Origin of the sequence: Devosia sp. Root685, assembly GCF_001427875.1 — a bacterium.
GTDB lineage: Bacteria > Pseudomonadota > Alphaproteobacteria > Rhizobiales > Devosiaceae > Devosia.
This window is the reverse complement of record NZ_LMHK01000001.1, coordinates 1,330,712-1,348,479: the sequence shown is the minus strand read 5'-3', so window position 1 is coordinate 1,348,479 and position 17,768 is coordinate 1,330,712. Positions and strand designations below refer to the sequence as shown.

The window sequence follows — 17,768 nt, the reverse complement described above, 5'->3', positions numbered from 1 at the left end:
CCTGCTCCCCCTCGTCGTCCTGCCGCCAGTTTCCCGCCGGCAGGGTGGCCAGACGCCCTCACGTCCGAACCAAGCTTAGTGTCGGGGTTTTGCGCCCCAATATCCCCAGAGTGCAGCCGGCCCCTTCGCCGGCAGCGCTCAAAGGCTTCGCCCGCGGATCAGATCCGCCGCCTTTTCGGCGATCATGATCGTGGGGGCATTGGTGTTGCCCGAGATCAGCGTGGGCATGATCGAAGCGTCCACCACGCGCAGGTTCTGCACGCCACGGACCTTGAGTGTTTCATCGACAACGGCCATATCGTCGCGACCCATCTTGCAGGTGCCGACCTGGTGCGCGATGGAAAGGCCGGTTTCGCGCGCAAAGGCGAGCAGTTCGTCGTCGCTCTGCACCTGAGGACCAGGGGAGTATTCGGCGACGATATGTGACCTGATGGCTGCCTTCTCCGCCACGCGGCGCGAAATCTTGATCGCATCGACCAGGATGCGGCGATCCGCTTCCGCGGAGAGGTAGTTCGGCTGCATGGATGGGCTGTCCTTGGCACTGGCCGAGCGCAATTTAAGCGTGCCTCGACTCTCAGGACGGACGGGACAAACGACGTTCGCAAAGCCGGAAAATTTATGCAGGCCGGCATCGTATTCGTCGTGGCTGAAGGTCTGGAACAGGAACTGGACATCGGGTGTCGTCGCCTGAGGACCGGACTTGACGAAAGCGCCGACTTGAGCGGCAGAAATGGTCAATGGGCCCTTTCGGAACAGCAGATAATCGAGGCCGGCCTTCACCTGGCGCACGGGGCTTGTCATGATGTCGTTGACGGTCAATGGCAGCCGGCTCTTGTAGGTGATGATAGCGCCGTAGTGATCCTGAAGGTTCTCGCCGACACCCGGCACATCGGCCACGACGGGGATGCCGAATTCGCCCAGATGCGCAGCAGGCCCGACGCCCGACAACATTAGAAGTTGCGGCGACGCAATGGAGCCGGCCGAGATGATGACTTCGCGTCGCGCTCTAACGATGTGGCTCTTGCCACCCTGTTCATATTGGACGCCGACAGCCTTGGTGCCTTCGAAGATGATCTTTTCTGCCGCCGCCTTGGTGACGACGCGCAGGTTGGGACGCTTGGAGGCGGGATGGAGATAGGCAACAGCGGCCGAGCAGCGACGGGCATTTTTGGTCGTGATCTGGTAGTAGCCGATGCCTTCCTGGTTGGCGCCGTTGAAGTCGTCATTGCGCGGTATACCGGCTTCAACTGCGCTATCGATAAAGGCGTCGCAAAGCGGATTGCGCTCACGCAGGTTGGAAACGGCGAGCGGACCTTCGGCCCCATGGAATTCGTCGGCGCCGTTTTCCTGGTTTTCGGCCTTCCGAAAATAGGGCAACACGTCTTCATAGGACCAACCGACATTGCCCAGTTGGCGCCAATGATCGTAGTCGCCGGACTGTCCACGGACATAGAGCAGGCCGTTGATAGACGACGATCCACCAAGCACCCTGCCACGGGCCCAGTACATCGGGCGGTCGGCAATTTCGGCGCCTTTTTCGGTTTCGTAACGCCAGTTGAGCGCAGGATCGACAATGGTTTTGCCATAACCGATCGGCACATGAATCCAGGGGTTCCAGTCGCGTCCTCCCGCCTCCAGCAGGATGACGGAATTTGCCGCATCTTCCGACAGACGTGCTGCCATTGTGCACCCGGCGGAGCCGCCGCCGACGATCACATAATCTGTTTCAATGCTGTTGGTCATGGTCACGGTCACGGTCCCGATGGTCAGTAGTCGCCGGCCAAGCGCATCACCACGGCCTTGGGCTCGGTGAAGGCGTTAATGGCCTCGGTGCCGAATTCGCGGCCAAGGCCGGACATCTTGGTTCCGCCGAATGGCACGGCCAGATCCAGGATGTTGTGCGTGTTGAACCACACCGTGCCTGCGTCTATCTCCTCGGCAAGCAGGTGCGCGTGGTCGAGATTGCGCGTCCAGATGCTTGCGCCAAGGCCGTAAGGCGTATCGTTGGCCATTGCCTTGATCTCGCTGCGGTTCTTGAAAGGAATGGCACACACCACGGGGCCAAAGATTTCTTCTTTGATGACCTGCATATCGGGCCGGACATCCGCGAGCACCGTGGGTTCGAAGAACCAGCCGTCGCGATCCGGGCGATTGCCGCCGGCAAGGGCGCGCGCGCCATCCGACAAGCCGCTCTGCACGAGGCCGGAAATGCGTTCAAGCTGGCGGGACGACACGATTGGGCCAAGCTGGGTGCCTTCCTCGAGGCCCGGGCCAAGGCGCAGGCCTCGGGCGATTTCTGCGACGCCGGCAGTGACTTCCTCATAGACCGGTTCTTCAATCAGCAGGCGCGATCCGGCAGTACAAACCTGGCCGGAATTGCCGAAAATGGCATTGGCGGCGCCTGGGATGGCCCGGTCCAGGTCGGCATCGGCGAGGATGATGGTGGGCGACTTGCCACCCAATTCGAGGGTGACGCGCTTCATCGTCTTGGCTGAGGCCGCCAGGATGCGTTGGCCCGTCGCCGTCGATCCGGTAAAGGCGATCTTGCGCACCAGAGGATGGTCGACCAATGCCGCGCCGGCATCGTGCCCGTAACCGGTGACGATATTGACCGAACCTTTGGGGAAACCGACTTCGTCGATCAATTCGGCGAGGCGAAGCGTGGTGAGTGAGGTTTCCTCAGATGGCTTCAAAACGACGGTGCAGCCAAACGCAATCGCTGGCGCGATCTTCTGGATGGCCTGGCCGAGCGGGAAATTCCATGGGGTGATACCGCCGACGACGCCGACCGGCTTACGTTCTGTATAGGCGCGATAGATGCCGCCATCGTCAAAGAATGGGGAAAGGGTGATGTATTCGCCAGCCGACTTAGACGCCCAGCCACCGAAATACCGCAAGGCATCGATGGTGAAGGCGAGGTCGACATAGCGCGATGTACCGTAAGGTTTGCCATTGTCGAGAGTTTCCAGCCGCGCCAGTTCGTCTGCGTGTTCCTCGACGATCAGGGCCAGTCTTTCCAGCAAACGCCCGCGATCGAGCGGACGCATGCGGCGCCAAGCGGTGCTTTCAAAACAGGTATGTGCGGCTTCTACGGCGCGATTGACGTCGTCTGGCGAGGCTGCAGCGATTTCGGCGATCTGTGCTTCGGTCGCCGGATTGAAAACTGGGATAGTTTTGCCCGAGCTTGCCTTGACCCATGCACCGTTCACATAGAGGTCAGTCCGTGGCAGTCGCGGGTTCTGGTCTATCGCATTCATTTCCATCTTCCTCCCGGTTTTCCGGCGGATGGCAGACTTCCCGCGTCTGTCATGCAAGTGCCAGAAAATTCCTTTAAGCCTGAATGATCCTCAGTTTGGGTCGGACTTCCAATACAATTGCGGGTCGGTTATGATGCCGAAAAGGTATCGAACTGAATGAATCTGCGTCAAATCAGGTATTTCGTGGCGGTCGCGCAGACGGAGAACTTTCGCCGCGCATCCCAGCTTCTTCATGTTGCGCAGCCGGCGTTGAGCCGCCAAATGTCGGCACTTGAAGAGGAGCTGGGGGTGGAACTCTTCATCCGACTGCCGCGAGGTGTCAGGCTTTCTAATGCCGGACAAGTGATGTTGCCGCGGTGTCAGGCGCTACTCGACAGTCTGGATGGCATGGTCGAGGAGGTGCGCGGCGTCGGGAGGGGCTTAGCTGGGCATCTGAAGCTAGGTTTCATCGAAGTGGCGGCACTTTCAGAAATCATGCCAGCATCGATGCGCAGCTTTCGCGACCGTACACCCGACATTCAGCTTGAATTGCTGTCCATGGCAAGTCTCACTCAAATCGAAGAAATTCGAGCCCGGCGTCTCGACGGTGGTTTTCTCTACAACCCGCCCAAGGGCGATCCTGACGTGGTCTCGATCCGGTTGGAACGTCATCCGGTCTATCTTGCAGTGCCCAACGTCTCTCCGTTGGCACAATTGCCCTCGGTGCGACTGCCAACGTTGCAGCAGGAACGATTTATCTGGTTCCACCGCTCCGCCAGCCCCCAATATTACGACCAACTGGCCCAGGCGATCCGCGCGGCGGGTGTGCATTACAATGTCATCCATCACTCTGAAAGCGAGGCCGTGATGCTGGCGCTGGTGCGGATGGGCCTCGGCATCGCATTCGTCAATGCGCGACAGGCTAGGCGACGGCCGGATGGGGTCACCCTGTTGCCGGTGGACGATCTTCCTGTGCTTATCGACCTGCATTTCGCTTGGCGCGCCGACGAAATCTCCCCCGCCCTGCGTCGCCTCATTACCCTCTTGGGTGACTTGGCCGAAGTGAACTTTCCCAAAAAACCATTCTAGCCCTGAACGGCAATCTCGCCGCTGCGCTCCTGAGCTAGTCTGTTTGTTCTGCCCCGTGATCTAGGTGATGCTACCACTCACTTTCTTGGTGAAGCATGCCCCTGAGCCGAAACGGGAAACGGCAGCCGTATAACGACATTTACGCCGTTGCGCCCGTCAGTCTGACCTATCAACGCTATTCGACGCAACCGGCCCAGTGGTGGATCGGATCGGCGCTGCGTGGCCTGGTTGCGGCCTCAGGCATATCCCACACGGCATTTGACGGCCTGAGCCTTGCCAGCTTTACGCTTGGACCGGATCCGGCAATTGCCATGACCCAGCATTTCGGCCTGACCACGCGCTGGATCGACAGCATGGCCATGGGTGGCGCCTCGGGCATTGCCGCGATCCGTAGAGCGGCGCGTGCACTCGAGGCCGGCGATGTCGACATCGTCGCATGCATCGCGGCCGACACCAACTATACCGACACGTTTCGTCAGCTTCTGGCCGGCTTTTCTCGGTTCTCGCAGGATGCCGTCTACCCCCATGGTGCGGGCGGCGCCAATGCCAGCTTCGCCCATCTAACCAATGCCTATATGGATCGGTTCGGCGTGACACGTGAAGACTTCGGCCGCATCTGTGTTGCGCAGCGGCAGAACGCGCTGCGCAATCCGCGGGCGATCATGAAGAAGCCGATGTCGCTCGATGATTATCTCTGCGCTCGTTCCATCGTCGATCCGCTCGGGCTCTTCGACTGCGTCATGCCCGTCGCAGGCGCCGAGGCTTTCTTGCTGATGCGGGGCGAGACAATGCGCGAGCACGGGCTCGGCGGCGCCCGGCTTCTGTCCAGCATCGAGCGCCACAATGCGTTTCCAGACGACCCCGTGCAGTATCGCGGAGGTTGGGCCCTTGACGTCGATGAGCTTTATGGCATGGCCGGTGTTGAGCCTGGCGATATCGACGTCGTGCAGACATATGATGACTACCCCGTCATCGTCATGATGCAATTCGAGGACCTCGGCTTCTGCGCCAAGGGCGATGGCGCCCGGTTCGTGGCCGATAATGATCTGACCATCGATGGCAGCTTCCCCCATAATACGACCGGCGGGCAGCTTTCGGCGGGCCAGGCCGGTGCGGCAGGAGGCCATCTTGGGATCGTCGAGACCATCCGTCAGGTCACCGGCAGCGCCGGCGCAACCCAGGTAGCGGGCGCCCGTCTCGGGCTTGCCTCTGGTTTTGGCATGATCAATTACGATCGGGGGCTGGCGTCTGGCGCGGTGATTTTCGGGGGAGACGGCGTATGAGCATTCAGCGCCAGCGCCCGCCGCGCAAGAACCCGCTGCAACGTACCACGGCACCGCTTCCGCCGCCGGCGAGGCGCAGCAGGGCCGCGCAGGGGCTGACCCGCGCCGCAGCTCAGGGGCAGTTTGCCCTTCACACATGTCAGAACTGCCAGACGGTCAGTTACCCGGCGCGGGATGCCTGTCCAAAATGCCTGTCCGAGAACCTGGTCGTCGCTGCGGTACAAAGCGGTGGTACGATCCTTTCGGTGACCACGATCCAGATCAGTGGCGAACCCTATTTCCGGCGGCTGGCGCCCGCGAGGCAGGCCTTGATTGTGCTTGACTGCGGACCCACGATCGTCGCCGAGGTCCGCCCTGACTGCGTGTCCGGCATGCGCGTGCACGCTTCCCTCCACCTAGATAAGGCAGGTCAACCCGTGATTTATGCGCGGCCCGAGAATGGCGACGCGAACAGCGACGCCGATCCGCATTGGCGCGAACTGGTTGCCGACCCGCTGCATCGCCGATGCCTGATTACCGATGGCCGCAATCCCGTTACGCTGCCGCTGGCCAAGTCCTTGCTGGCCGCCGGTGCCGCCAAGGTGGTTATCGGCGTTTCGGAACGCTGGAAGCCATTTGCTGTCGCAGCAAAGCTGGAAGCGCTCGGTGCGGTAGAACTGGTGGATCTCGATCTGGCTGACGATCAATCCGTTTCGGCGCTGGCATCCGATTATGGCGCCAAGACAGATATTCTGCTGCACACCGCGCTGCATCTGCGGCCAGGGAGCCTAATGTCCGGTGCCGAGCTGCTCAAGGCGCGCGACGCCATGGAAGTGAGCTATTTCGGCGCTCTGCGATTAGCGCACCACTTTGGGCCCGTCATGCGCTCACGGGGCGCGGACCGCGATAACAGTGCGGCTGCCTGGGTCAACCTGCTGTCGATCTTTGCGCATCTGAGTTGGCCGGGCTTTGCCGCCTACTCGGCCACGCAGGCGGCCAGCCTGTCGTTTTCGCAGGCCCTGCGCGCAGAAATGCGTGGAAGCGGCGTGCGAGTGCTGGACGTCTTTACCGGTCCGATGGAGATCGACTGGCTGGAACACTTGCCACCGCCAAAGGTGCAGCCATCCGCTGTCGCCAACGAAATCGTCGCGGCCCTGAAAGGTGGCGAAGAGGAACGCTGGGTGGGCGACGTGGCCAAGGATTTCCGCGAGCGGTTCGCCGCTAATCCCAAGGAAATCGAACGCGATCTCTGGCAGCAATGACCATGAACGAACCAACTTCGCCCATCGCCCTGATGACCGCCGCCCTTGCCAGTGGCAAGGTGCGCGTGGTCGACCTGACCCAGACGCTCGATCCGGGCGGGCCGACCATCGTCATGCCTCCTGAATTGGGCCAGTCCTGGCCGGTGCGTATCGAGCCCATCTCTCGTTACGATGATAGCGGCCCGGCATGGTATTGGAACAATATCAGTTTTGGCGAGCATACTGGGACCCATCTGGATGCGCCTATCCACTGGATCACTGGTCGCTACCTTGCGCATAACAGCGTCGATACCATGCCGACCAGTCTTATGGTCGCGCCGGCCTGTGTGATCGATTGCTCGGCAGAGAGCGCTGAGGATGCGGACTTTCTGGTAACCGTGACGTTTGTCGAGGCATGGGAAGCCCAGCATGGACGCATCCCGCCCGGCAGTTGGGTGCTGCTACGGACCGACTGGTCACTGAAGCGTGGCGCAGCCTATGCCAATCTTGACGACACCGGCGCGCATACGCCCGGGCCGGACGCGGAATTGATGCGCTGGCTGGTGGAAGAGCGCGACGTGCTCGGCGTCGGGACGGAAACCATCGGCACCGATGCAGGGCAGGGCGGCCACCTCGATCCACCCTATCCGGCGCATCACTATTTGCATGGCGCCGGCAAATACGGCCTGCAATGCCTCGCCAGACTCGACGCCCTGCCACCGCAAGGCGCGCTAATCATCGCGGCCCCGCTTAAGATCAGGGAAGGCTCCGGCAGCCCGCTGCGTGTCATTGCGCTGGTGGAGCACTGAGGATGACAGACCTTCTCAGCCCGGCTGAAAACTTGGCGCTCGGGCAGCATTATCTGTCGGCGGGCACCGTTTTCGGACTGCTGGAACGGCAGGCTGAGGCCTTTGGTCCCAATGATCTGTTCGTCTTGCCGGAAAAGGTGCAGGTGCTTTGGCACGAAGCCCAAGGCAGCCTGAGTTATGCCGACGTTCTGAAAGCTGCAATTGACCTGTCGAACGCCTTCGCTGGCGCGGGATATGTCGCAGGGCAGCGCGTGGCGGTGTCCCTGGAAAACCGACCGGCGCATTTTCTGAATTGGCTGGCGCTCAATCGACTGGGAATAAGCGTTGTCCCAGTCAATCCCGATCTGCGGGAAGAAGAAGTCGAGTATTTGCTCCGGCATAGCGGCGCGTCCCTGCTCGTCCGCCTCGACAGCCACGCGTCTCGGTTGGACCCGGTAGCGTCCTCGCTCAACATTCCGGTCATGACCTCTGGCGGTAAGGTGCCTGCCGCCGGTGGCGCTTTGACCTCCGGCGAACCGGCATTGGAGCAGGAGGCGGCGCTTATCTATACCTCCGGGACGACAGGTACGCCAAAGGGATGCATTCTGTCCAACCGGTTCTTCCTCAACTGGGCCTGGTGGTATGGGGCACAGCGCGGGCTGATCGCGCTCGAGCCGGGCCGAGAACGGCTGATGAACCCTCTCCCGGCTTTCCATGTCAACGCCATGGGACACAGCTTCATGGGCATGCTGGGCAGCGGAGGCGCGCAGATCATCATCGACCGGTTTCACCCCAGGGATTGGTGGGACACGGCGCGCGAGACCAAGGCCACTGCCTTTCACTATCTGGGTGTCATCCCGGCCATCCTGCTGCAATTGCCACATAGTTCGGATGATCGTGCGCATGAGGTGCGTTTCGCATTGGGCGGCGGCGTCCACCCCGATCATCACGCGACATTCGAGGCACGCTTCGGTGTTCCGCTTCTCGAAGGTTGGGCGATGACGGAGACTGGTGGCGCAGGAACATTGTGCGCCGCATTCGAGCCGCGCAGCATCGGCGAGCGCTGCATCGGATCGCCGGACCGGTCGGGCCCGCCGCTCGAAATTCGCCTTACCGACGATGACGGCAAAGACGTGCCGCCGGACAGGCGGGGCGAGCTCCTCCTTCGTTCAGGCACCGGCGAGGCGCGACAGGGATTTTTCTCCGGCTATCTGCATGATCAGGAAGCAACCGAGAAGGCCTGGTCGGGTGGCTGGCTCCATACCGGGGACGTCATGCGCCGCGACGAAAGCGGTCGGCTCTATTTCGTCGATCGCAAGAAGAACATCATCCGGCGATCCGGTGAGAACATTGCCGCGGCTGAAGTCGAGACCGTCCTGGCCTCGGTGCCAGGGTTGGCACAGGTCGCGATCATTGCGGCCCTCGACCCGCTGCGCGGCGAAGAGGTCATGGCCGTCGTGGTCTCCGGCACGGAGGACACCGCCGCGCTGGCCGAGGCCCTGTTCGACGCCGCAGCACAGAGGCTTGCATACTACAAAGTGCCCGGCCTGCTGCTCTTCGTACCCAGCCTCCCCACGACCTCCACCCAGAAGGTCCAGCGCGAAAAGCTGCGCGGCATTGCGCAGGACCCCTTGGCACAACCGGGTTGCATCGACTGGCGCGCCCGAAAGCAGAACCTGCGGCAAGCCGCCCACTAGATCATCCGACGTGGCCGCTTGGCGGTCCGGGTTTGCGAGAAGACAAGATGACCACGCCTTTTTCCCTTTTTGCCGACGCCGTGCTTGCTCGACCCGAGCAGATATTTCTTTCGCTGCCCGCTGCAGCAAAGCTCGACTATGCACCGGGCGGATTGCAGATTGCCTACGGTGCGCTCTCTCAGCTGGTGGCGGCACAAAGTGAAGCCTATCGGCAGGCGGGTTATGGGGCGGGCAGTGTGGTCGCCATCTCGCTCGACAACCACCCGGATTTTTTCGTCCATTTCCTCGCGTTGAACAGCCTGGGCGTTGGCATCCTACCGCTTAATCCCGACCTTCGCAGCGAAGAGGTGGCCTATCAGTTCACCATCGCCGAGCCTGAACTGCTGGTAGCGTTGCCGGCCTATCACCGCGTCGGGGGCGAGGCCGGCTTGACGTCCGATCGCGTCATCGGCCCGACCGACACAGTTCCTCCTGCGCGCCAAAAGGCTGCTCGCTTCGAGGCGAGGCCGGAAGATCCTTGCGCGTTTCTCTTTACGTCCGGGACCACCGGCAAGCCGAAGTGCTGCGTGTTGTCGAACGATTACTTTGTCAGGCTGGCTCAGTGGTATGTGGGCGCCGGCAATGGCGGCAAGCTACAGACGGGGGAAGAGGTGATCCTGACCCCGCTGCCCATGTTCCACATGAATGCGCTCGGCTGTTCCGCCCTTGGTGCCATCATCCTGCAATCGACGTTGGTGCCGCTCGACCGGTTCAGTGCCTCGCGCTGGTGGGCAACAGTGGCGCAATCCGGCGCGACGCTCATTCATTATCTCGGCGTAATGCCGGCGATCCTTCTCAAGCTGCCCGAGACCGAGCATGACCGGGGCCACAAGGTTCGCATCGCGTTCGGCGCAGGCGTCGATCCCCTGCATCAGGAAACATTCGAGCACCGGTTCGGCATCGAGCTGACAGAGGCATGGGCGATGACGGAGACGGGTGGCGGGGCTACTACGTCGACCGCCGGGGGCGATCGGCACCTGGCGATGCGATGCATCGGCTATCCACACGCTGACATGGACTATCGCATTGTCGATGACGCCGGGGCAGATGCCATGGAAGGGGAGCCGGGTGAGCTGGTCGTCAAGGCAGCCGGAGACGATCCGCGACGCGGCTTCTTCACCGAATACCTCAAGGATGCGGTCGCAACGGAGGAGGCCTGGACAGGCGGCTGGTTCCACACGGGCGACGTCGTGCGGCGCGGGGAGGACGGTGCGCTCTATTTCGTTGACCGCAAGAAAAACATCGTCCGCCGCTCAGGCGAGAATATCGCGGTGGTCGAGGTCGAGGGGGTCCTGCAAAATCTCGAAGACATCGCCAGCGTCGCGGTTGCGCCCGTGCCGGACGAGTTGCGCGGCGAAGAGGTCATGGCGCTGATTGTTTTGGCTGCAGAAAGCGCAAATGCGCCTGGCGCTGATCTGGCGCGCCGCATCGCTCGCGCCTCCGCGGAGCGGCTTGCCTATCACAAGGTCCCCGGCTACGTGGCGTTCGTTTCCAGCCTGCCAACCACCGCAACCCAGAAATTGCAGCGCGGTGAAATCAAGAAAATGGCCAGCGCGATGTTGTCCGATCCCAAAACCGTCGACCTGCGGGATTTCAAGGGTGAGCTGCGCAGGATGGACATCGAGGCCAACCGCGTCGCGTAAATCCCGAACTGTCACTCGGAAACGGGATGGAAAATTAGTTTAGGTCTTGACTAATTGAAGTGGGAAGATAGTTTAATCATAAAGTAAATTGCCTCGACCAGCTGTGGCTATGACGGAGAAGCGAAATGCGCATCGTTTGTATCGGCGGGGGACCTGCGGGCCTCTATTTCAGCCTGCTGATGAAGAAGAACCATCCCGAGCACGATATCACCGTCGTCGAGCGTAATAAGCCCTATGACACGTTTGGCTGGGGCGTAGTGTTTTCGGATGCAACCATGGATTCCATGGAAAAATGGGACCCGGAAAGCGCAGCCGTCATCAAGGATGCCTTCAACCATTGGGACGACATTGAAGTGTTGTTCAAGGGGACGCGGCAGCGCACGTCGGGCCATGGCTTCGTCGGCATCGGCCGCAAGAAACTACTCAACATCCTGCAGGGACGCTGCGAGGAACTTGGCGTCAAGCTGGTCTTCGAGACCGAGGCCAATAGTGATCTCGACTTCCCGGACGCCGATCTGGTCATCGGCTCGGACGGCTTCAATTCCCGCATCCGAAACGCCTACCAGGATATTTTTCAGCCCGACCTGCAGACGCGTCCCAACCGCTATATCTGGCTGGGCACGAACAAGCTGTTCGATGCCTTTACGTTCGATTTCCGCAAAACCGAACACGGCTGGTTTCAGTCCCATATTTATAAATTCGACGATCACACCTCGACCTTTATCGTCGAGACTACCGATGAGGCCTATCACGCCCACGGTCTTGACAAGATGGACCAGGACCAGTCCATCGACTTCTGCCAGAATCTGTTTGTCGAGGTGCTCGAAGGCGCGCCGCTGATGACCAACGCCCGGCATATGCGCGGCTCTGCCTGGCTCAATTTCAATCGCCTCATCTGCGGCAAGTGGAGCCATTTCAACGGGCACTCGCATGTGGTGCTGATGGGCGACGCGGCGCATACGGCGCATTTTGCGATCGGTTCGGGCACCAAGCTCGCCATCGAGGACGCTATCGAGCTGACCAACCAGTTCGGCATCCATGGACATGACGTGAGCGCGATCCCGGCGGTTCTGCAATCCTACGAGGAAATCCGTCGCGTAGACGTCGCCCGCATTCAGAATGCGGCACGCAACGCCATGGAATGGTTCGAAGTGGTGGGCCGGCGTTATGCCGATACGCTGCCACCCGAGCAGTTCATGTATTCCATGCTGACCCGCTCGCAGCGCATCAGCCATGAGAACCTGCGTCTGCGCGATGCCGATTGGCTGGAAGGCTATGAACGTTGGTTCGCCACCACGACAGGCCTCAACGCCGAGCCGGACAAGCGCGGTGTGCCACCGATGCTGACGCCGTTTACGGTGCGCGGCGTGACGCTCAAGAACCGCGTCGTGGTCTCGCCGATGGCCATGTATTCGGCCAAGGATGGGCTGATCGACGACTTCCATCTCGTGCATCTCGGCGCGCGGGCCATGGGCGGAGCGGCCCTTGTTTTTGCCGAGATGACCTGCGTGTCGCCCGACGGGCGCATTACCCCGGGCTGCCTTGGCCTCTGGAACGATGAGCAGGCAGCCGGATGGAAGCGGCTGGCCGATTTCGTGCACGCCAACGGCGATGCCAAGCTCGGCTGCCAGCTGGGTCATGCCGGACGCAAGGGCTCGACCAAGCTTGCCTGGGACGGCATCGATCAACCCCTGGAAGAGGGAGGCTGGCCGCTGATTTCGGCTTCGGCTTTGCCCTATCTGAAGACCGGGCAGGTGCCCCGGGCCATGGATCGGGCCGATATGGATCGCGTCAAGGCCGACCATGTCGCGGCCGCCCTTCGAGCCGCTCAGGCCGGGGTGGACTGGCTGGAACTGCATTGCGCCCACGGTTACCTGTTGTCGAGCTTCCTCAGTCCGCTGACCAACCGGCGCGATGATGAATATGGCGGCAGCCATGAAAACCGTGCGCGCTTCCCGCTCGAAGTCTTCGAAGCCGTGCGCAAGGCCTGGCCGGCCGACAAGCCGATCTCGGTGCGCTTGTCCTGTCACGACTGGGCAGAGGGCGGTAATGGGCCTGAAGACGCTGCGATCTTTGCGGCAATGTTCAAGGGGGCCGGTGCCGACGTCATCGACTGCTCGTCCGGCCAGGTGTGGAAGGACGAAAAGCCGGTCTATGGCCGCCTGTTCCAGACGCCATTCTCCGACAAGATCCGCAACGAAGTCGGCATTCCGACCATCGCCGTGGGCGCCATTTCCGAAGCGGACCACGCCAATTCGATCATCGCTGCGGGACGGGCCGATCTTTGCGCCGTCGCCCGGCCGCATCTGGCCGACCCAAGCTGGCTGATGCACGAAACCGCCAAAATCGGCATCAAGTCGATACCGTGGCCCAAGCAGTATTACTCGGCCAAGTCGCAATACGAGAACAATCTGGAGCGGGCCTCCCGATGAGCATTGGAATAACCAATCTCGAAGGACGTCACGCACTGGTCACCGGCGCCTCAGGGGGCATCGGCGTGGCTATCGCCGAAGCGCTCGTGCATGCGGGTGCCAAGGTGACGCTGACTGGACGCGATAGCGACCGGCTCGGGCAGCGTACCAGGCATTTGCCTGCGGATAGCGTGTGGTTAGTCGGCGACTTTGACGTTACCGATCCTGAGGGCGTTATTCGGGGGGCCGAGGCAGCGCACGCTGGTTTCGGACCGATCGATATCCTCGTCAACAATGCCGGCGAGGCGCCGAGTGCCTCTTTCGAGAAAACCTCGGCAGCGATGTGGAACAAGGTCATCGCCACCGATCTCACCAGCGTCTTTCTCGTGACGCAGGCATTTCTGCCGGACCTGAAAGCGGGCGGGGCAGGGGGACGGATCATCAACATCGCGTCCACCGCAGGATTGACCGGCTATCGCTATGTCAGCGCCTATGCGGCGGCCAAACATGGTGTGGTGGGACTGACCCGGTCGCTGGCATTGGAGCTGGCGCGCAGCGGCATCACCGTCAACGCGGTTTGCCCCGGCTTTACTGACACGCCGCTGATCGGGCGCGCGGTCGCCGAAATCGTCAACAAGACTGGGCGCAGTGCCGATGAGGCACGGGCGGATTTGGCTCGCGCCAATCCGCAGGGTCGTCTGGTCGATCCAAAGGAAGTGGCCGACGCAGTGCTGTGGCTGGCCGGGCCTGGAGCGTCAGCCATCACCGGACAGGCGATCGCCGTCGCGGGTGGCGAAGTGCTGGCCGGATAGGGAGTAATCAATGCCTTTCACTCAATCAAAGCCTCTGCGGTTCGGCGACTGCGACCTCACCGGCATCGCTTATCACCCGGCCTACCTGTCCATGCTCGTCGATGTGAACGAAGCGATGTTCGCCTCCTTCGGGGTCACCTGGAAGGAGTTGATGTTCGAGCGCAAGATGGGCCTGCCGACGGTCACCATGCATATCGAGTTCAAGCGGCCGGCCACCTATGGCGATGTGCTCGACTTCGCTGTCCACGTTCGCAAGGTCGGGGGCGCATCGCTCGACCTCGAAACCGTGGTGAGCGTCGGCGAACACGTGATCTGGACCATCCAGCAACGCATCGTCGCTACCTCGCTTGAAGATCACAAATCCACACGCTGGCCGGACGACGTCCGCGCCGGCCTTTCCCGTTACCTGGAGCCTACGCCGTGACCCACCAATTCATCCAACCGGACAATTGGGTCAAGCCCATCGGTTATGCCAACGGAATCTCGACGCGTGGACGCATTGTGCAAGTCGGCGGCCAGGTCGGCTGGGACGAGAATTGCGAATTCCAGTCCGACGACTTTGTCGCCCAGGTCCGCCAGACGCTGAAGAACATCGTCACGGTGCTTGAGAAGGCCGATGCCAAGCCGGAGCATATCATCCAACTCACCTGGTACTTTACGGACAGGCACGCCTATAAATCGCGGCTCAAAGAAATCGGCGCGGCCTATCGCGACACTATCGGCCGGCATTTCCCGCCCATGGCGGCGGTGCAGGTCGTGGCGCTGATGGAAGATCGCGCCAAGATCGAGATCGTCGCCCTGGCCGTCGTTCCGGACGAGATTTAGCGCGATTTTGCGAGCGAGCGGCGCGCGGAGGTTTTCATCTTGAGCAACAGGGCCATCAGCGATTTGACATCGGCAGGGCTCAGCCCTTCGCAGAGCGAGCGGATCCAGCCCTCGTGGGCGGCCGCCATCTCTGTGAACCGCGCCGTGCCCAATGGTGTCATGCGTACGATGTTCTCGCGCCTGTCGTTCGGATTCTGGATCCGGACGATGAGGCCGTCATCCATGAGGCGCTTGATGACTGCGGTAATATTGCCCGGCGATACCATGAGCCGCTGCGACAGCTCACCCAGGATCAGTCCTTCGGGAACACGGTACAGTTGCGACAGGATGTCGAAGCGCGGAAATGTCACGTCGAACTGGTCCTGCAGGCGGCTGCGCACCTCGTTTTCCATGAGCCGCGCGACCGTGAAAAGCCGCAACCACAGCCGAAGCTGGTCATGGTGGTCCTCCGGCGCGTCGGCAATCTTTGTTTCGGCGTCGATCCAGGCCTTCGACTGTTCGTTCATGCAAATTCCCCCGCGGCAGAGCGATATAATTCATACCTAAACTAAAAGTCACTATCAGCCAACGCAATGTGTTGGCCCGATCGATTGGAGGAAAAATGGCATCGGATATCAGGGCAGTGGTCACCCGCAAGGGTTCTGAGGATATCAGCACGGGGCAGTCCGGTGGCTGCGTTCGCGTAACTGGTGTTGGCCCGCAACACACACCTGCTACCAAGATCTGGTTCGGCAAGGTCAGCAACGACCCCGGTTACCGCTCGCTGCCGCATCATCACGGTGAAGCCGAGACAGGTGGCTATGTGCTCAAGGGTAAGGGCCGCATCTATTTCGGCGAAAGCTATTCGGAATATTTTGACATGGAGGAAGGCGACTTCGTCTTCGTGCCGCCGAACTGGCCCCATGTTGAAGCCAATATGTCGACCACCGAAGAACTGGTGTGGCTTACCACACGCACGCCAGACAACATCGTCGTCAACCTACCCGACGTTGAAGATAACAGTCTTGCTGGCTATCGGCGCGCGGAATGAAGCTGCTTCGTATCGGTCAGCCCGGCGCCGAAAAGCCGGCTTTGCTCGATGAAGACAATGTGCTGCGCGACTTAAGCGGCATAATTGATGATGTCGCCGGCAAGGCACTCTCGCCCCACGCCTTGTCGAAAATCGCCGCGCTCGATCCTGCAAGGCTGCCGACACTGCCCGAAGGGCAGCGGATTGGGCCATGTGTTGGCCAGGTCGGCAAGTTCATCTGCGTCGGCCTTAACTTCGCCGATCACGCCCGGGAAACCGGTAAGGAGCCGCCTGCCGAGCCGATCCTGTTCATGAAGGCGACAAGCGCGATTATCGGCCCGAACGACGACGTTGAAATCCCAAAGGGATCAAGGAAGGCGGATTGGGAAGTCGAACTGGGCGTGGTGATCGGCTCGCGCGCGAAATATGTGACCGAAGACACTGCCATGGACCATGTGGCCGGCTTTTGCCTCGTCAACGATGTGTCCGAGCGCAGCTTTCAGTCCGAACGCGGCGGTCAGTGGACCAAGGGCAAGAGCCATGACACGTTCGGACCCATCGGCCCCTGGCTTGTCACGGCCGATGAAGTCGCTGATCCGCAAAATCTTTCGATGTGGCTCGATGTGGACGGAGTGAGACGCCAGGCGGGTAGCACAAAGACCATGATTTTCGGGGTCCGCCACCTGGTCAGCTATATCAGTCATTTCATGACGCTCGAGCCGGGCGACGTAATCGCCACAGGGACACCGCCCGGAGTGGGCATGGGCATCAAACCAGAGCCGATCTTCCTGCGGTCTGGGCAGGTGATGACTCTTGGTATTGAAGGGCTGGGCAGCCAACGCCAGCACACGATGGAAGCGGGGTCTTGAGATGACACGACTAGAGAGCAAGCTTGCCATTGTCACCGGTGGCGCCCGGGGTCAGGGCGAGGCCGAGGTCAGGCTTCTGGCGGCGGAAGGCGCGAGCGTGATCATAGCCGATGTGCTCGAGGCAGAAGGTCGGGCCCTCGAACAGGAATTGTCGGACGCCGGACATGCAGTGCGCTTCAAGCGCCTTGATGTCACCAGGCCGGAAGAATGGCAGGCCATTGCAACGCTTGCGGCGGACTGGATGGGAAAGATCGACATCCTCGTGAACAATGCCGGCATCATCAACCGCACGACGGTCGCCGATACCGGCCTTGAGGCATGGGAGCGGGTGCTGCGGGTCAATCTGACGGGCGCGTTTCTGGGCATTCAGACCGTTGCGCCGGTGATGGCGGATGGCGGCGGCGGCGCGATCGTCAACATTTCGTCCAATAGCGGATTTTCCGGCCACTACGACCCGGCCTACACCGCGAGCAAGTGGGGCCTGCGCGGCCTGACGCGCAGTTCGGCCATGGAATATGTCGGCCACAACATTCGCGTGAATGCCATTTGTCCCGGTTTGGTCGTCACTGGCCTCAACGCCAGCAGCCCGCATCTCAAACCGATGATCGGCATGACGCCGATGAAGCGGAGCGGAACGCCCGAGGAAATTGCACAGCTTGTGCTTTTCCTCGTCTCGGACGCATCGAGCTTCATCACGGGGGAGGACTTCGTCATCGACGGAGGTTTTACCGCAGGGGCCGCCTACCGCCAGGTGGCCAGCCAGACCGGCATATATGCAGATTAAAAAATGGGGGCTTCGGCCCCCGTTTCTTATTTGACACGCAATCTAATCTGCATAAATATGCAA

At 61.1% G+C, this 17,768-nt stretch carries 16 protein-coding genes; 13 read left to right on the top strand and 3 right to left on the bottom strand.

Annotation, left to right across the window (positions count from 1 at the left end; translation table 11 throughout):
* Positions 1-138: 138 nt before the first annotated feature.
* Positions 139-1,743, bottom strand: coding sequence for a GMC family oxidoreductase (locus ASD83_RS06450; protein WP_056309938.1), 1,605 nt, complete (start codon positions 1,741-1,743; stop codon positions 139-141).
* Positions 1,744-1,766: 23 nt separating this feature from the next.
* A complete protein-coding gene (locus ASD83_RS06445; protein WP_056309936.1) occupies positions 1,767-3,257 on the bottom strand; it encodes an aldehyde dehydrogenase family protein in 1,491 nt (496 codons plus the stop codon).
* A gap of 156 nt (positions 3,258-3,413) precedes the next feature.
* On the opposite strand from ASD83_RS06445, the gene ASD83_RS06440 reads away from it, so the two are divergent.
* From ASD83_RS06440 to ASD83_RS06395, 10 genes are all read left to right on the top strand, one after another.
* The gene (locus ASD83_RS06440; protein WP_056308977.1) at positions 3,414-4,325 is read left to right on the top strand and encodes a LysR family transcriptional regulator; all 912 of its coding nucleotides are present in this window, start codon (positions 3,414-3,416) and stop codon (positions 4,323-4,325) included.
* Between the two features lie 95 nt (positions 4,326-4,420).
* The gene (locus ASD83_RS06435; protein ID WP_056308975.1) at positions 4,421-5,608 is read left to right on the top strand and encodes a thiolase family protein; all 1,188 of its coding nucleotides are present in this window, start codon (positions 4,421-4,423) and stop codon (positions 5,606-5,608) included.
* Positions 5,605-6,849 carry an SDR family oxidoreductase gene (locus ASD83_RS06430; RefSeq protein WP_056308974.1) on the top strand — a complete coding sequence of 415 codons (1,245 nt, stop codon included), beginning with the start codon at positions 5,605-5,607 and terminating at the stop codon, positions 6,847-6,849. Before ASD83_RS06435 ends, ASD83_RS06430 begins: the two co-directional genes overlap by 4 nt.
* A 2-nt stretch (positions 6,850-6,851) precedes the next feature.
* Positions 6,852-7,637, top strand: a complete 786-nt coding sequence (locus ASD83_RS06425) for a cyclase family protein (protein ID WP_082561063.1) — start codon at positions 6,852-6,854, stop codon at positions 7,635-7,637.
* A gap of 2 nt (positions 7,638-7,639) precedes the next feature.
* Positions 7,640-9,313: an AMP-binding protein gene (locus tag ASD83_RS06420; protein ID WP_082560982.1), complete on the top strand. Its 1,674-nt coding sequence runs from the start codon at positions 7,640-7,642 to the stop codon at positions 9,311-9,313.
* Positions 9,314-9,360: 47 nt separating this feature from the next.
* Positions 9,361-10,995, top strand: a complete 1,635-nt coding sequence (locus ASD83_RS06415; protein WP_056308972.1) for an AMP-binding protein — start codon at positions 9,361-9,363, stop codon at positions 10,993-10,995.
* Positions 10,996-11,120: 125 nt separating this feature from the next.
* Entirely contained in the window at positions 11,121-13,427 is a 2,307-nt protein-coding gene (locus tag ASD83_RS06410) for a bifunctional salicylyl-CoA 5-hydroxylase/oxidoreductase (RefSeq protein ID WP_056308970.1), read from the top strand.
* Positions 13,424-14,218 carry an SDR family NAD(P)-dependent oxidoreductase gene (locus tag ASD83_RS06405; protein WP_056308968.1) on the top strand — a complete coding sequence of 265 codons (795 nt, stop codon included), beginning with the start codon at positions 13,424-13,426 and terminating at the stop codon, positions 14,216-14,218. Before ASD83_RS06410 ends, ASD83_RS06405 begins: the two co-directional genes overlap by 4 nt.
* Before the next feature lie 10 nt (positions 14,219-14,228).
* Positions 14,229-14,642, top strand: coding sequence for an acyl-CoA thioesterase (locus ASD83_RS06400; RefSeq protein WP_056308966.1), 414 nt, complete (start codon positions 14,229-14,231; stop codon positions 14,640-14,642).
* Positions 14,639-15,043, top strand: coding sequence for a RidA family protein (locus ASD83_RS06395; RefSeq protein ID WP_056308965.1), 405 nt, complete (start codon positions 14,639-14,641; stop codon positions 15,041-15,043). Before ASD83_RS06400 ends, ASD83_RS06395 begins: the two co-directional genes overlap by 4 nt.
* Here ASD83_RS06395 and ASD83_RS06390 read toward each other — a convergent pair.
* Complete coding sequence (locus ASD83_RS06390; protein WP_056308964.1) at positions 15,040-15,549, bottom strand: MarR family winged helix-turn-helix transcriptional regulator; 510 nt, start codon at positions 15,547-15,549, stop codon at positions 15,040-15,042. The two genes, ASD83_RS06395 and ASD83_RS06390, sit on opposite strands and share 4 nt — an antisense overlap.
* Before the next feature lie 95 nt (positions 15,550-15,644).
* Here ASD83_RS06390 and ASD83_RS06385 point away from each other — a divergent pair, with 95 nt between their 5' ends.
* From ASD83_RS06385 to ASD83_RS06375, 3 genes are read left to right on the top strand one after another with little or no spacing between them, the layout of a single operon-like run.
* The gene (locus ASD83_RS06385; protein WP_056308963.1) at positions 15,645-16,073 is read left to right on the top strand and encodes a cupin domain-containing protein; all 429 of its coding nucleotides are present in this window, start codon (positions 15,645-15,647) and stop codon (positions 16,071-16,073) included.
* Complete coding sequence (locus ASD83_RS06380) at positions 16,070-16,921, top strand: fumarylacetoacetate hydrolase family protein (RefSeq protein WP_056308962.1); 852 nt, start codon at positions 16,070-16,072, stop codon at positions 16,919-16,921. The genes ASD83_RS06385 and ASD83_RS06380 overlap by 4 nt, the downstream gene beginning before the upstream one ends.
* Before the next feature lies 1 nt (position 16,922).
* On the top strand, positions 16,923-17,705 hold the full coding sequence (locus tag ASD83_RS06375; protein ID WP_056308960.1) for an SDR family NAD(P)-dependent oxidoreductase: 783 nt from the start codon (positions 16,923-16,925) through the stop codon (positions 17,703-17,705).
* Positions 17,706-17,768 lie beyond the last annotated feature (63 nt).

Excerpts from the sequence above, each read along its gene's own strand:
- ASD83_RS06430 (WP_056308974.1), top strand. The coding sequence starts at position 5,605 with ATGAGCATTCAGCGCCAGCGCCCGCCGCGCAAGAACCCGCTGCAACGT.
- ASD83_RS06380 (WP_056308962.1), top strand. The coding sequence starts at position 16,070 with ATGAAGCTGCTTCGTATCGGTCAGCCCGGCGCCGAAAAGCCGGCTTTG.
- ASD83_RS06425 (WP_082561063.1), top strand. The coding sequence starts at position 6,852 with ATGAACGAACCAACTTCGCCCATCGCCCTGATGACCGCCGCCCTTGCC.
- ASD83_RS06405 (WP_056308968.1), top strand. The coding sequence starts at position 13,424 with ATGAGCATTGGAATAACCAATCTCGAAGGACGTCACGCACTGGTCACC.
- ASD83_RS06435 (WP_056308975.1), top strand. The coding sequence starts at position 4,421 with ATGCCCCTGAGCCGAAACGGGAAACGGCAGCCGTATAACGACATTTAC.
- ASD83_RS06450 (WP_056309938.1), bottom strand. The coding sequence starts at position 1,743 with ATGACCAACAGCATTGAAACAGATTATGTGATCGTCGGCGGCGGCTCC.
- ASD83_RS06440 (WP_056308977.1), top strand. The coding sequence starts at position 3,414 with ATGAATCTGCGTCAAATCAGGTATTTCGTGGCGGTCGCGCAGACGGAG.
- ASD83_RS06445 (WP_056309936.1), bottom strand. The coding sequence starts at position 3,257 with ATGAATGCGATAGACCAGAACCCGCGACTGCCACGGACTGACCTCTAT.
- ASD83_RS06385 (WP_056308963.1), top strand. The coding sequence starts at position 15,645 with ATGGCATCGGATATCAGGGCAGTGGTCACCCGCAAGGGTTCTGAGGAT.
- ASD83_RS06415 (WP_056308972.1), top strand. The coding sequence starts at position 9,361 with ATGACCACGCCTTTTTCCCTTTTTGCCGACGCCGTGCTTGCTCGACCC.
- ASD83_RS06410 (WP_056308970.1), top strand. The coding sequence starts at position 11,121 with ATGCGCATCGTTTGTATCGGCGGGGGACCTGCGGGCCTCTATTTCAGC.
- ASD83_RS06420 (WP_082560982.1), top strand. The coding sequence starts at position 7,640 with ATGACAGACCTTCTCAGCCCGGCTGAAAACTTGGCGCTCGGGCAGCAT.
- ASD83_RS06400 (WP_056308966.1), top strand. The coding sequence starts at position 14,229 with ATGCCTTTCACTCAATCAAAGCCTCTGCGGTTCGGCGACTGCGACCTC.
- ASD83_RS06390 (WP_056308964.1), bottom strand. The coding sequence starts at position 15,549 with ATGAACGAACAGTCGAAGGCCTGGATCGACGCCGAAACAAAGATTGCC.
- ASD83_RS06375 (WP_056308960.1), top strand. The coding sequence starts at position 16,923 with ATGACACGACTAGAGAGCAAGCTTGCCATTGTCACCGGTGGCGCCCGG.